Consider the following 13,601-nt stretch of genomic DNA (forward strand, 5'->3'; position numbering starts at 1 on the left):
CGTTAAGATAAGCATGCAGGCACAACTGGGCACGACATGATGGGCGGACCGGCCGAAATGGGCAGTGATGGAGAAGTCAGTGACCGCGCCTCGAGCGAAGCGGCCTTGTGGTTCGCACGCCTGCTTGATGACGACACGCCGCAGACCGATTACGCGCTCTTTCGCAACTGGCTGGACGCTGACGAGCGCAATGCGCAGGCCTATGCCAGGCTCGAAAGGCTCTGGGCCGCGGCCGGGAGCGAAATCGTCCCCTCTCACAAGAGCCATACGGACAAGGGCGTGTCGCGCCGAGGCCTCCTGAAGGCGACGAGCGCCGCGATCCTACTAACAGGTGGAGGCCTGACGGGCTGGACGCTGCTCGATCATTCCGATTATTCCACCGGCACCGGCGAACTGAAGACCGTGGCGCTGGAAGACGGTTCGCGCGTCGAGCTTTCAGCCGCAAGCGCGATCTCCGTCGACTTCGCCGCCTCCGCCCGCCACATCACGCTGCACCGTGGCGAAGCGTTTTTCACGGTGGTCGAAGATCCGGCGCGTCCCTTCATCGTCCAGGCGGGCGACGTCCGCGCCACAGCGCTCGGAACCGCCTATTCCGTAGCCATGACATCGGAACGCACCAGCGTCGCCGTGTCCGAGCATACGGTTCGTGTCGATGCGGGCGGCCGGCATATCGATCTTGGCGAAGGCGATGCGATCGACGTGGAAAACGGCAGGTTTGGTACGATCGGCACCGGTGAAGCCGAAAACCGGCTTGCCTGGCGCTCTCGACAGCTCGTCTTCCTGGCCCGGCCGTTAAGCGAAGTGATCACTGAGGTGAACCGCTGGAGGCGCGGCAATCTCATCCTCCGCGATCCGCAACTCGCCAGCCGCCGCATCACCATCGTCATCGACCTGAAGGACATCGAGGGTATCGACTTGACGCTCGAACAGGGCCTGCCGATCACCCTCACAAGCTACACGCCGCTGATCACGCTCGTGTCGGCCAGAAAATAATTTACCGATCCACTCAGGTTTTTCTCCGCCCCGTTCGTAATCAACGGCAACGGCGTTTGTTTGCCGGGGACAGAGTTGTAGTGCGGGGGCATGCGATGACAGTGCATAAGACCAGGATGAATGTAGCAAAGGCCGGGCTCGGCGCTCTTCTGTTGAGCACCGTCGCAACCCTGACCTTAGTTCCGCACGCGATCGCCCAGACGGTACGTCAGTTCTCGATCCCCGCCCATTCCGTTTCTTCCGCGCTTGTCCGCTACTCGACGCTGACCGGCGTCAATCTCGTCTATGACGGCGAACTCTCCGGCGGCCTGAGAAGCAGCGCCGTCAACGGTCAGCTTTCGCAGGAGCAGGCCCTTGGCCAGCTTCTCGCCGGCACCGGCCTTTCCTACCGCTTCGGCGCCAATGACACGGTCACCATCATCGCGCCGCAGCAGGACTCGGTGGCCACCGGTGGCGATGCCACGACGCTGGAAGCGATCGTCCTTCAGGGCGGCGATGCGCCCGGCAGCTACGAAGCCACCGAAAGCTCCGTCGGCACCAAGACCGATACGCCGCTGCGCGACGTGCCGCAGTCGATCCAGGTGGTCAAGCGCAGCGTGTTGGAAGACCAGCAGGCAACGAGCCTGACCCAGGCGCTGGAGAACGTTTCCAACGTCCGCGAGAGCTCCACCGCCGGCAATCGCGCGGCCACCTTCATCACCCGTGGCTTCGCCTCCAACACCTATGCGATCGACGGCTCGGTGCTGAACGCCACCGGCAGCCGGCCGGAAGTCAATCCGGATCTTGCAGGCGTCGAGCGGGTGGAAGTGCTCAAAGGCCCTGCTTCGGTCCTCTACGGCCGTGGCGAACCGGGCGGCCTGATCAACATCGTGACACGTCGGCCGACCGAGGAACTGACCGCGGAAGCGACCACCCAGATCGGCAGCTACGGCTTCCGCCGCGCCGAGGCGACGGCGAGCGGCGCGCTCAGCGAGGACGGCGCTTGGACCGGCCGCATCACCGGCGCCGCCCAGCGTGAAAGCGGCTTCATCGACTATCGGCAGGACAGCGAGCGGCAATATATCGGCGGCGTACTGGAATGGTCGCCGGATGAAGACACGCGCGTCAACCTGAGCGTCGATAACACCCACCAGAAGCAGCCTTTCGACCGTGGCCTGATCGTCGGGCCAGACAACGAAATCGTAGGCCCCTATCATCGCTTCCTGGGCGAAGACTGGTCGATGGTGGACAGCCGCAAGACCCGTGTCGCATTGACGGCCGAACATCAGGCCCTGGAATGGCTGAAATTCCGCAGCACCGTCCGCTACGACGACGCATATACCCACGATACCGGCATCGATTTCCGCGACCTCGAGGATGACGGCCGCACGCTTGGCCGTCGCTATACCGATCGCGTCGAAGACATGAGCAATCTGGACCTGCAGTTTGAAGGCATCATGACCTTCGACACCGGCACGATCGGCCATACGGTCCTGGCAGGAGTGGAGCATGTCCGCTCCCGCATGGATTTCTGGTCTGCGCGCGCCAATATCGATCCGATCGATATCTATGATCCCGTCTATGGCGCACCGAAGACGCCGACGGCGATCAATAACGTCTATGTCCAGGACATCGTCACCACATCGGTCTATCTGCAGGATCAGGTTGATCTGTCCGAGCAGTGGAAGGCGCTCCTCGGTTTCCGCTACGACTACTACGACCACGAGGTCGACCAGCGCGTCGGCGGCGAGGAGCCGCCCTTCAGCGATGGTGCAGTAACATGGCGTGCCGGCCTGGTCTACCAGCCGACCAACCAGCTCGCCTTCTACACGAGCTATGCCACGAGCTTCATGCCGCAAAGCGCCCTTGGCACCGACGGCCAGGTGCTGGATTCGGAGGAAGGCTGGCAGGTCGAAGCCGGCGTGAAGGCCGATATTACCGACCGACTGTCGGCAACCTTTTCCATATTCCAGATTACCAAGAAGAATGTCGCCGTGCCGATCGAGGATACCGACTTTTCGGAGCTGACCGGCGAACAGCGATCGCGCGGCGCAGAGATCGATATTACCGGCGAGATCTCCGATGGCTGGAGGGTCATCGCCTCCCTGGGCTACGTCGATGCAGAGATCACCCAGGACGACAGCTATGAAGTCGGAAACCAGTTGATCGGCACGCCCCATTGGAGCGGCAGCCTGTGGACGACCTATGAGTTCCAGACAGGCAAGCTTGAGGGGCTGAAGCTCGGTGCAGGCATTACCGCAGTCGGCGAGCGCACCGGCGACCTCGAAAACAGCTTCTTCGTCGACAGCTATTACCGGGTCGATGCGTCACTCTCCTACAAGGTCACTGACAACCTCGATTTCTCGCTCATCGGCCGCAACCTGACCAATCAGGACTATATCGAGAGCACGGCCAGCAGGACCGAAAACCATCCGGGCGCCCCGATAAACTTCATGGCGGCGGTCAAGGCAACATTCTGAGACCCCTGCATGAGTTCGACCGACAGACGGGACGGTTCCGTTCTCTCCTTGAGAAAGTCAGCTTCGATTACGGATCACGCCCCGTCATCGAAGCGATTTCGCTTTCGCTCCGGCATGGCGAATTTCTCGCTATCGTCGGCCCGAACGGTTGCGGCAAGAGTACGGCCCTGAAGCTGATGGCCGGGCTTCTTGCCCTTCCGCCGGCGATGTCCTGCTGAAGGGAAAACGGGTAACCTCCATGCGGCGCAAGGCGATTGCCCGCGAGCTTGCGCTTCTCGCCCAATCGAACGAGGCGCCGGCGGGAATGCTGGTGCGCGATCTGATCGGCATGGGACGCTTTGCCCATGAAGGCTGGTTCACAAGCGGCACGGGGGAAGACCAGCGACAGATTGCCGACGCCATGCGCATCATGGATGTCGCATCCTTCGCCGATCGCCGCGTCGGCGAATTGTCCGGCGGTCAATTGCAGCGCTGCCGCATGGCGATGACGCTGGCGCAGGATGCCAATATCCTGCTGCTCGACGAGCCGACCAACAACCTCGATCTCAATTACCAATACGCGCTTCTGGATGTTGCGAGACAGCAGGCGAAGGCTGGGCGCGCGGTCGTCGCCGTGCTGCACGACCTGACCCAGGCAAGCCTCTATGCCGACCGCATCATCCTGATGGACAGGGGCGGGATCGTCGCCGACGGATCGCCGGGCGAGGTTCTGACGGTCGAGCGCGTGGAAGCAGTCTACGGTATCCGCACCACGTCGACACAAATCGGCCGCGCCGTCGTGCTGCTTCCCGAAAGCGCCCTGCCATGAAGCCATGGATACTGCTGGCGACCATGGGGCTGGCGACGCTGCTGCTGGCAGGTCTCCATCTGGTCTCCGGTGCCCGCTTTTTCGGCCCGGATCTCGTCTGGCAGGCACTCTTCGACTACGACCCGCGCAACTACCAGCATGTCGTCATCGTTAAACAGCGGCTGACGCGACTGGTCGTGGCTGGCTATGCAGGTGCGGTTCTTGCCGTATCGGGCCTGCTCCTGCAGAAAATCCTGCGCAACGATCTCGTCTCGCCCTCGACGCTCGGCATCAACAGCGGCGCGGTAACGTTCGCGATCCTCGGCATCTTTCTCTTCGGCCTCGACGGTGTGCAGGTCTTCTGGCCGGCTTTGATCGGCGGCGCAGTCGCCATCTGCGTCACTTTCCTGATCACCGGCCTTGTCGGCGGCCAGAAGCGTGATCCACTGTCGCTGGTGCTTGGCGGCTCCATGACGGCGACGCTTTTTTCCGCGATTACCACTTTCGTGATCTCGCTTGACCCTGACCGTTTCGGCGATCTGATGAGCTGGCTCGTAGGCGATATCGGCAATTTTGACTACCAGCCACTCGCCTATCTCTGGCCGATCGGCCTGATCGGCATCGCGTTTTCCCTGGCGCTGTCCCGCGCCGTCGATCTGCAGACACTCGGGGAAGAACAGGCTGCAAGCCTCGGCGCCGATGGCCGCATCGTCCGCTGGGCGGTTCTCGCCATCACCATCCCGCTTACCATCTCCGCCGTCAGCATCGTCGGGCCGATCGGCTTTGTCGGGCTCGTGGCGCCGCATATGGCCCGACTTCTGATCGGCGAGACGGGACGTGTGGCGATCGCCTTTACCGCGCTCCTCGGCGCCATCGTGGTGATCGGCGCCGATATCGCCTCACGCACCCTGCTCGCGCCCCGCGTTCTCAATGTCGGCACAGTCATGGCGCTGGCGGGCGGCATCGCCTTTCTGGCGATCATCATCTCGACGCAGCGGAGGCGGAGAGCATGAGCGATATCGCCACGAATTCCGCAGGCTCCGGTTTCCGTCAGTCACGCTCTGCAATCGTCATTGTGGGCCTCTGCGTCATGTTGGCGCTCGGCGCCTCCCTCGCTCTCCAGTTGGGCTCGTCGACCCTATCGACCACGGATCTGATCCACTGGATGCTGCCATTTATCGCCTCCGACGATGAGACCTCGGCCATCATGCTGCTGCGCTGGCCGCGGGTGGCGATGGCCATTCTCGGCGGAGCGATGATCGCTGCTTCGGGCTATATTCTCCAGGTCGTCTCCCGCAATGGGCTGGCCGATCCCGGATTGCTCGGCATTTCGCAGGGCACGATGGCGGCGGTCGTTCTGGGTGCCGCGGTCTTTGCCATCCCGCCGCAATGGCTGGCCTTTGCGGGACTTGCGGGCGGCATGGCGACGGCCATCGGCGTGCTGATGCTGGCCCGGCTGCTCGCCTCCCCTACCGGCCTGATCCTCGTCGGTCTCGCCGTCGGCATCGTGCTCAGCGCCATGATCGAGATCGTCATGGTCCAGGGCGGCATCCTGCAATTTGCCCGATGGCTCGCCTGGTCCCATGGCTCGCTGACCGTCGCCTCAGCCGGCAGTGTGACCATGGTCGCGCTTTGGGCCGTCGTCCTCCTGCCGCTCACTCTCGGCATGTCGCGCCAGATGATGCCGCTTCTGCTCGGCGCTGAACAGGCGGCCGGCATCGGTGCCTCGCCGAGATATCTGCTGCCGCTGTTCACGGTGCTAGCAGCTGCCCTCGTTGCGCCGATTGTCGCGGCGGTCGGGCCGATCTCCTTCCTCGGCCTGATCGGCGCGCATATCGCCAGACGCCTCGTTGGGGAACGCCCCGCCACCGTTCTGCCGGTCGCAATGCTCTCCGGCGCTCTGCTGCTTCTCGCCGCCGATACGGCCGGCCGCACGCTCTTCCTGCCCGTCATCGTGCCCGCCGGCATCCTGGTCTCGGTCGCTGGCGTCGTCACCTTTCTCATCGCCGCGCGGCTCTCGCGCCCGTCACGCTAGACAAGAGGATTTTCCGATGCGTAGCGTTTTCCTGGCCTTCCTGCTTCTGATCTCGCCTCTGGCCGCAACGGCCAGTGCGAGAAGCGTGACCGACCATGACGGCCGCACCGTTGAAGTGCCTGACGCGCCGCAGCGGATCATCTCCCTACATGACTGGACGCTGACAGTGATGGCCATCGAACTCGGCGCGCCGCTTGTCGCGAGCAATGGGCGCCTCGCAGCGGATGGCAGCATGTTCATCCGCGGCGCCCGCGAACTCTTCGACCTCGACTTTACCAAGGTCGAACTTGCTTCGGTTCACGGCAAGCCGGATCTCGAGCGCATACGGACGCTGAAGCCGGATCTGATCGTCGCCAATGCCGGCGACTATTCGGCGCTGGCGGAGCAGCTTTCGACCATCGCGCCGACGCTGATGTTCAATCCGGAGAACGGGAAGCCGGGCTTCGAGCTCTACAAGGAATTTGCCGGCTGGATCGGCAAGGAATCGCGGTTCGAAGAGCTGCAGGCGGCTTATGACGCTCGCATCAAGGCCCTGCATGAAATACTCGGCGATGCGGTCGGCGATAGCACCTATGCCGCCATCCTGACCAACGGTCGGGACGGGACGCTGTCCGTTCTAAAGGAATATGGCGTGCTGACGACCGTACTCGACGATCTCGGCTTCCAGCGCATCCCGCTCACCGAAACCGTTCCCGCAGGCACCAGCCGGATGACCATCGGCGCGGAACTGATCGGCGAACTCGACGCCGACCTGATCGTGACGTCCTACCTGCCGGAAAGCGGCGGCACGCCCGAGACCGTGTTCGACGATCTCGACCGCATCGCGCCCGGCTATCGCGACTTCCTGCGCGCCTATGCGGACAAAAGGATTTTCAGCTTTTCGCGCTACGAGGTCTATCCGACCAGCTTTCGCGGCGCCGACCTACTGCTCGATCAGTTCGAGCAGAAGCTGAAGTAGACGCCGAAGCGAGCAGGATTGCCAAAAATCCCCCTCTGGCCTGCCGGCCATCTCCCCCACAAGGGGGAGAAAACCTGCGGTACTGAACTTCACTCGATGTGAGCTAAGGCAGTGAGGCTGGGTTAAGCCCTCCCCTCGTGGGGAGGGTTGGGAGGGGTACTTCTACCGACGAGAGCCCTAGGCAGTCGGCTGCTTTGTCTTGCGCAGATAAGGCAGGACCGTATCGAACGAGCCGAAGCGCTGGACCGCATCCTCGTTGGAAACCGCTGCGGTGATGATCACGTCGTCGCCATTTTTCCAGTTGGCCGGCGTCGCGACCTGGTGCTTAGCCGTCAGCTGGATGGAATCGATCGCCCGCAGGATCTCATCAAAGTTGCGGCCGGTGGTCATCGGATAGGTGAGGACGAGCTTGATCTTCTTGTCCGGACCGATGACGAAGACCGAGCGCACGGTGGCGTTATCTGCCGGCGTGCGGCCCTCGGACGACGAGCCGGCACCGGCCGGAAGCATGTCATAGAGCTGCGCGACCTTGAGGTCCTTGTCGCCGATCAGCGGATATTCGACGTCGAAACCGGTGGCGGTGCGGATATCGTCCTTCCACTTGCCATGGCTTTCGACCGGATCGACGGAAATGCCAATGATCTTGACGCCGCGCTTGCGGAATTCGCCCTCAAGGCCAGCCATCGTGCCGAGTTCGGTCGTGCAGACCGGCGTGAAATTCTTCGGGTGCGAAAACAGCACCGCCCAGTTGTCTCCGATCCACTCGTGGAAGGAGATCGTCCCCTGCGTCGTCTCCGCCTGGAAATCAGGGGCAATATCGTTGATACGTAAGCTCATTTTGGTCCTCCAATGAACGCGCGATTAGACCGCGGAATGATGACGGAAACGAGTTCCAGAATGCTCTCAGCATAAGAAAGAAGAAAATAAACTCCCGTCAATCGAAACCAAATTGCAGATATAATTCTATAGGCTTAAGTCAACGTCCCGGGGGATTGAGAGGTATCGTAGTGGCCGATCGCTGCATCACGATGCCGGCACTTTTTCCGTCAGTTCCACCGCAACCTTCCTGGCCTGGACCCGGATATCGGGAACCGCCGTGATTTCCCAGAATTGCCCTGCCGCCAGGGCGCCCACGACATAGGCACCGATGCCTTTGTTCAGCTTTTCGGAAATGACCTGTGACCGATCGTTCACCCGAATACCGAGCCGCAGGGGATCAGCCTCGATGAGACCCTGCCTGGTCATTTCCTCCAGCAGCGGCGAGTGCGCTATACCGGCACGCTCCATGCCCGTGCAATTGATCAGCCAGCCTGCCTCGATCTGTTCGACAGCCTGACTTCCCCTCCTGCGATAGGAAAGCTGCAGCCCTTCGCCATCGGCGTCGATCGACTGCAGGAACCCTGCCCTGAGTTGTACGGTGCCCGCATCCAGCAGTGCCTTGAAGCGCAGATAGACATCCGGCGCGACGCGATGTCTGTGTATGCTCCACCAAGGCAGCGCATGACGGAGAAAACGACGCCGCTCCTCGACCGGCAGACGCTGCCAGAGCTTTTGGGTGAAGGGACGCAGGCCATCCATGATGGCACGCCAGTCATCAACCGATCTGCTTTTGGCCCGGAAGAGCTTGAGCAATTCGCTCAATCGGGTCGGCATTGTATCGATATCGAATTCGACGGGCGCGGGAGGCGTTCGCACATGCCCGTGCGGTGCCAGCCCGCGACGCGACAGGACATCGATGGGTCCGCGATGACCATGCGCCTGCAAGGCAAGCACCTGATCGATCATCGTCAGGCCCGATCCGAGAATGCAGACGCGATCATCCGGCCTGACACGGTTCATCCAGGTGAGCCGCCAGGGATTTTCCACCACCCGCGTCCGCGCCGAAGACGACAACGCGGCAACATCTGCCGGCAGGCTGGCATTGCCCACGCCGGTGCAGAGAACCACGTTGCGGGCGCCGATCTGGTCACCATTGTTCAGGTCGAAGATCAGCGTGCGGCTTGTCTGCTCGAAACAGCCGGAGGCCTTGGCCTTGATGAAATCGACCCGGCAGCGCTCGTTCTTCTTGCGCAGAAGCCGCGCGAGCGTATCGCGAACATAGAGCCCATAGTCGCCGCGCGACGCGAAATCGCCTTCCTGCAGTGGAATGTTTCGGCTCTTCAGCCAGTCGACGAAATCGGAAGGATGGTCCGGGTGCAGGCTCATGCGTCCGGCCGGCACGTTGAGACGATGAAGATAGAGCTCGGTGCGATAGGCAGTGCCGCGCCCGAAACCTGGATCGTCGCCGATCACGGCGATCGAAGCACTCGGCGGAAGGGATTGGATGAGGTTGCAGGTGACAGCAATCGCGGAAAATCCCGCGCCGACGATAACGACGTCATAAATCAAGGCGTCCTCCCATGTGGCGGCCAGATTGGAAGCCTGTGAGCTGCTTATTCCAACTCCAACTAGATAGGCAAAGGCTCGCGAGGACAAGACCGGCGCGGTTCAGTTTACGCCGAACCGGAATTGCAGCGCGGCTTCAGGTCGCGCCGGCGGCGGCCCAAAAGCCGCCATCCCGGATATCGTCATGAAGGTGTCAAACGGCTGCGATCGGCCCTTTTCCGACACCGCTGAGCAGCCAGGCAAGGCTGACCTTCAGCACCCCGGCGATCTTGTCGAGACGATCATGCCGTAGCGCGATCTGATCATTTTCCCAGTGCCGCCAGGTCTTCGCATCGACCCCGACGACGCCGGCAGCGTCTTCCAGCGATAGACCGCAGGCATCGCGGGCAAGAGAAATCCGCCCACCGACGGTGTCGTCGGCCGCAAAACTCAATCAAGTCGTGAATCATACATCGGATAATCCCCTCGAAAGAAAGAAGACGGCCCCACCGATATGTTGGCAGGGCCGCCAGTTTCTCAATCAGCCTTCGTCGCCGACCCAGGCCTTGATCTGGTCCGGGTGATCCGTGATGTACTTCGCCACGGCCTCGTCGTAGGAGGTTTCCTGCGCAGCGAACATAGCTGCCTCAAGATCATCGAGCGGCACCTTCATGCGCGACAGGAATTCCGCAGCCTTCGGGTTTTCCGTCTTGAAGTCCTTGGAGGCCAGAATGTCGACATGTTCTGCTTCACCGAGCGACTTTTTCGGGTCTGCGATATAGCGCAGCTTGTACTTGCCGAACATCCAGTGGGGGCTCCACGAGGTGGCGACGAACCACTTCTCACCGCGATAGGCGCGATCCACACTGGTCAGCATGCCGGCCTCGCTGGAGATCTGCAGCTTGTAGTCGTCAAGCGCGTAGTCCTTGACAGCCTGCTGCGACAAGCGCGTCAGGCCGGCGCCCGGATCGATGCCGTCGATCTTGCCCGAAAGCTTTTCAAGGACCTCCGGCTTTTTCAGATCTTCGATCGAAGCAATTTCGCTTTCCGGAACATAGGTCGGAACGACCCATCCGAGCTTTGCGCCGTCATAGACAGTGCCGAGCGTTTCGACGCGATCCTTGACCTTTTCATAGTAGTCCGCATGCGTCTGTGGCAGCCAGGCCATCATCATCGCATCGATGTCACCACGGCTCACACCCTGGTAGAGCGGTGCGACGTCGGTCTGAACCAGTTCAACCTTCTGGCCGAGCTTGTCGGTCATCAGCTTGGCGGCAAGCTTGGTGACGAATTCGGCGTCGGACCAGGGCGCGAAGCCGAGCTTTACGGTCTTGGCGTCCTGCGCCATCGTCGGCATGGCCGAACCGGCAACAAGCGCGGCCGCGAGGCCAAGCGTTGCGCCCAGAGTGGCTCGGCGGGTGGTGCCGGAGGTGAAAAGTGTCTTCAACATGCGTTCTCCTTTTGGGAGTTTGGGTTCGCGGGTTCGGCACCCGCATGGTTGGCGCGGTGACGGGCTCAGGCGGTGGCCGTTGCCAGATCCTCGCGCTCATTCCTCTTGAAAAGCACGGACCAGAAGGTGGCGCGGGGCTTTCCGAGACTTTGGGTCAGACGGTCGAGGATGACCGCCAGGATGACGACCGCAAGGCCGCCTTCGAAACCGGTACCGACGTCAAGACGCTGGATACCGGTCAGAACCGTGTTGCCGATGCCGCCGGCACCGATCATCGAAGCGATCACCACCATGGACAGCGACAGCATGATCGTCTGGTTGATGCCGGCCATGATCGAGGGCATGGCATTCGGCAGCTGCACTTTGAACAGCAGCTGCGACGACGTGCAGCCGAAGGCATTGCCGGCCTCGATAAACTCTGCATGCACCTGGCGGATGCCGAGATTGGTGAGACGCACCACCGGCGGCATGGCGAAGATGACGGTGGCGATTGCACCCGGAACGGCACCGAGACCGAAGAACATCGCAGCCGGGATGAGATAGACAAAGGCCGGCATGGTCTGCATCAGGTCGAGGATCGGGCGCACGACCGTCGCCACGGAATCTTTGCGCGCCATGGCGATGCCGAGTGGCAGGCCGATAACCATCGCCATCAGCGTCGAAGCGATAACGAGCGACAACGTCTCCATCATGGCGCCCCAGAGGCCCATGTGATCGACGAGCCAGAGCGCCACGCCGGTGAGTACGCCGAAGCCGAGGCTGACCCGCCAGAGCGATAGAGCCACGAAAATGGCGATGCCCACCGGCATCGGAATGGCGACGAGTGCGCCCTGAATTGTACCGGTCACCGAGCCGATCACGGCGGCGATGAAGTCCAGTACGGGCGAGAAATTGTCCAGAACGTAATTGACGGCGGCGTCTATGCCGTCTCCGATATCAAAATTCATGTCAGTCTCCGGTGTTTGGGCCGGTTAAAAGGGAGGATCAGCTGGCGCGATCGAGGGTTTCGAGCAGCGTCGACTTGCTGATGGAGCCGAGATAGCGCTTGGTATCGTCGATGACGGGCACCGGCCAAGGGCTGGCCGCGACCTTGCCGAGCACGTTCGACAGGGGCTCATCTGCGGGGATCGGTTCGATCTCCGACAGGAAAGCCGCGCGATAGGGATCCGCGTCCTTGGCGCGCATCTTTTCCACCAGCGAGGACTGGCTGACGACGCCCTGGTAGGTCTTGTCGCGACCAAGGATGATCGCGTATTCGCGGTCGAAATTCTTCATCCGCTCAAGTGCAGCGGCAGCAGTCGTGCCCTGACGCTCGATGATCGTCACCTGGGTCTTGCGGGCGACATCGCCCGCCTTGAAGACCTGGCTGACATCGACATTGCGGAAGAAGGAGCGGACATAGTCATTGGCCGGGCTCATGACGATCTCGTCAGGCGTGCCGACCTGGATGACATTGCCGTTCTGCATGATGCAGATACGGTCGCCGATGCGCATCGCCTCGTCGAGATCATGGCTGACGAAGACGATGGTGCGGCTGTGCTCTGCCTGGAGGCGGACGAGTTCATCCTGCATTTCCGTACGGATCAGCGGGTCGAGAGCGGAAAACGCCTCGTCCATCAGAAGAATGGTCGGCTCGCTGGCAAGTGCGCGGGCAAGACCGACACGCTGCTTCATGCCGCCGGAAAGCTGGTCCGGCATGCTATCCGCGTAACCGTCGAGACCGACGGCCTTCAGGGCCGCAAGCGCCTTTGCCTTGCGCTCCGCTTCACCGACGCCCGCCACTTCGAGACCGAAGGCGGCATTGTTGATGACCGTGCGATTGGGCAGCAGCGCGAAGGACTGGAATACCATGCTAATGTCGCGGCGGCGCACATCGATCAACTCGCGGCGCGACATCTTGGTCACGTCCTTGCCGTCGATCTCGATCGACCCCGAAGTCGGCTCGATCAGGCGGTTTAGCAGGCGAAGCAGGGTGGATTTGCCGGAGCCCGACAGGCCCATGATGACGAAGATTTCGCCGGCCTTGATGTCGAAACTCGCATCATTGACGCCCACCGAACAGCCGGTCTGGGCGTGGATTTCGGATTTAGTCTTTCCGGCGCGGATAAGCTCCAGAGCCTTGTCGGGGCGCTCACCGAAAATCTTGTATACGTTTTTTAGACTGATCTTGGTCGAAGCCGCTTCGAGCGGCGCGTCATTTTCAGTTGCAAAAGCCATTCAATCTTGGCCCGGGCTCGATAGCGCGGGCATACTCCTTCTGTGAAACCTCGCGCTGAAGAAAACCTTCAAAGCTTGAGCGCTTCATCGTTGTCTTAGACGGTTAAAGAACCGTCAGCGATTGTTCCGCCCTCGGCGGCAAAGGCCGCGGGGCGTCGTTTTTAAACGGAGAGGCAAAGACGCCAAGCGCCGCCCATCCCCCAATGAGATGGCCGTTATTTAGGGTCCCGATGGTAACAAGTCCATAAAAAAATCATAATCGTCTGTGCGGCGCGCTTCAACTTTCGATGAGCAACATAGGAATCAGCGCGTTTATTTTGCAGGTTGCGACAGTAGAA

13 protein-coding genes are annotated in these 13,601 nt (G+C 61.5%); 7 read left to right on the forward strand and 6 right to left on the reverse strand.

Annotation, left to right across the window (positions count from 1 at the left end; translation table 11 throughout):
* The first annotated feature begins 36 nt into the window (after positions 1-36).
* The 7 genes from N7E02_RS11510 (at position 37) to N7E02_RS11535 (ending at position 7,232) form a co-directional block, all read left to right on the forward strand.
* Positions 37-993: a FecR family protein gene (locus tag N7E02_RS11510; RefSeq protein ID WP_286582054.1), complete on the forward strand. Its 957-nt coding sequence runs from the start codon at positions 37-39 to the stop codon at positions 991-993.
* A gap of 95 nt (positions 994-1,088) precedes the next feature.
* Positions 1,089-3,452: a TonB-dependent siderophore receptor gene (locus tag N7E02_RS11515; RefSeq protein WP_286582056.1), complete on the forward strand. Its 2,364-nt coding sequence runs from the start codon at positions 1,089-1,091 to the stop codon at positions 3,450-3,452.
* A 95-nt stretch (positions 3,453-3,547) separates the two neighbouring features.
* Entirely contained in the window at positions 3,548-3,670 is a 123-nt protein-coding gene (locus N7E02_RS29620; protein ID WP_353622907.1) for an ATP-binding cassette domain-containing protein, read from the forward strand.
* A gap of 20 nt (positions 3,671-3,690) precedes the next feature.
* Positions 3,691-4,260 carry an ABC transporter ATP-binding protein gene (locus N7E02_RS11520; protein WP_286582058.1) on the forward strand — a complete coding sequence of 190 codons (570 nt, stop codon included), beginning with the start codon at positions 3,691-3,693 and terminating at the stop codon, positions 4,258-4,260.
* Positions 4,257-5,252 (forward strand): FecCD family ABC transporter permease, encoded by a 996-nt coding sequence (locus N7E02_RS11525; protein ID WP_286582059.1) that lies wholly within the window; start codon positions 4,257-4,259, stop codon positions 5,250-5,252. Before N7E02_RS11520 ends, N7E02_RS11525 begins: the two co-directional genes overlap by 4 nt.
* Complete coding sequence (locus tag N7E02_RS11530) at positions 5,249-6,274, forward strand: FecCD family ABC transporter permease (RefSeq protein ID WP_286582060.1); 1,026 nt, start codon at positions 5,249-5,251, stop codon at positions 6,272-6,274. Before N7E02_RS11525 ends, N7E02_RS11530 begins: the two co-directional genes overlap by 4 nt.
* 16 nt (positions 6,275-6,290) lie before the next feature.
* A complete protein-coding gene (locus N7E02_RS11535) occupies positions 6,291-7,232 on the forward strand; it encodes an ABC transporter substrate-binding protein (protein ID WP_286582062.1) in 942 nt (313 codons plus the stop codon).
* Between the two features lie 177 nt (positions 7,233-7,409).
* Here the strand turns inward: N7E02_RS11535 and N7E02_RS11540 are convergent, their stop codons facing one another.
* The 6 genes from N7E02_RS11540 to proV all read right to left on the reverse strand — a co-directional run bounded on the left by N7E02_RS11540 (position 7,410) and on the right by proV (position 13,263).
* Positions 7,410-8,069, reverse strand: coding sequence for a peroxiredoxin (locus N7E02_RS11540; RefSeq protein ID WP_286582063.1), 660 nt, complete (start codon positions 8,067-8,069; stop codon positions 7,410-7,412).
* A 186-nt stretch (positions 8,070-8,255) separates the two neighbouring features.
* Entirely contained in the window at positions 8,256-9,620 is a 1,365-nt protein-coding gene (locus N7E02_RS11545; RefSeq protein WP_286582064.1) for an FAD/NAD(P)-binding protein, read from the reverse strand.
* A gap of 190 nt (positions 9,621-9,810) precedes the next feature.
* On the reverse strand, positions 9,811-10,050 hold the full coding sequence (locus N7E02_RS11550) for a helix-turn-helix domain-containing protein (protein WP_286582065.1): 240 nt from the start codon (positions 10,048-10,050) through the stop codon (positions 9,811-9,813).
* A gap of 87 nt (positions 10,051-10,137) precedes the next feature.
* Positions 10,138-10,953, reverse strand: a complete 816-nt coding sequence (locus N7E02_RS11555) for a glycine betaine ABC transporter substrate-binding protein (RefSeq protein ID WP_286583778.1) — start codon at positions 10,951-10,953, stop codon at positions 10,138-10,140.
* 158 nt (positions 10,954-11,111) lie between these two features.
* Positions 11,112-11,993, reverse strand: a complete 882-nt coding sequence (locus tag N7E02_RS11560; RefSeq protein ID WP_286582066.1) for an ABC transporter permease — start codon at positions 11,991-11,993, stop codon at positions 11,112-11,114.
* A 37-nt stretch (positions 11,994-12,030) separates the two neighbouring features.
* Positions 12,031-13,263, reverse strand: a complete 1,233-nt coding sequence (gene proV, locus N7E02_RS11565) for a glycine betaine/L-proline ABC transporter ATP-binding protein ProV (RefSeq protein ID WP_286582067.1) — start codon at positions 13,261-13,263, stop codon at positions 12,031-12,033.
* Positions 13,264-13,601: the final 338 nt, after the last annotated feature.

The organism is Terrirhizobium terrae, assembly GCF_030323265.1.
Classification (GTDB): Bacteria; Pseudomonadota; Alphaproteobacteria; order Rhizobiales; family Rhizobiaceae; genus Neorhizobium.

Coding starts and splice junctions, on each gene's coding strand:
- N7E02_RS11520 (WP_286582058.1), top strand. CDS start 3,691: ATGCGGCGCAAGGCGATTGCCCGCGAGCTTGCGCTTCTCGCCCAATCG.
- N7E02_RS11530 (WP_286582060.1), top strand. CDS start 5,249: ATGAGCGATATCGCCACGAATTCCGCAGGCTCCGGTTTCCGTCAGTCA.
- N7E02_RS11535 (WP_286582062.1), top strand. CDS start 6,291: ATGCGTAGCGTTTTCCTGGCCTTCCTGCTTCTGATCTCGCCTCTGGCC.
- proV (WP_286582067.1), bottom strand. CDS start 13,263: ATGGCTTTTGCAACTGAAAATGACGCGCCGCTCGAAGCGGCTTCGACC.
- N7E02_RS11540 (WP_286582063.1), bottom strand. CDS start 8,069: ATGAGCTTACGTATCAACGATATTGCCCCTGATTTCCAGGCGGAGACG.
- N7E02_RS11515 (WP_286582056.1), top strand. CDS start 1,089: ATGACAGTGCATAAGACCAGGATGAATGTAGCAAAGGCCGGGCTCGGC.
- N7E02_RS11560 (WP_286582066.1), bottom strand. CDS start 11,993: ATGAATTTTGATATCGGAGACGGCATAGACGCCGCCGTCAATTACGTT.
- N7E02_RS11510 (WP_286582054.1), top strand. CDS start 37: ATGATGGGCGGACCGGCCGAAATGGGCAGTGATGGAGAAGTCAGTGAC.
- N7E02_RS11525 (WP_286582059.1), top strand. CDS start 4,257: ATGAAGCCATGGATACTGCTGGCGACCATGGGGCTGGCGACGCTGCTG.
- N7E02_RS11555 (WP_286583778.1), bottom strand. CDS start 10,953: ATGCCGACGATGGCGCAGGACGCCAAGACCGTAAAGCTCGGCTTCGCG.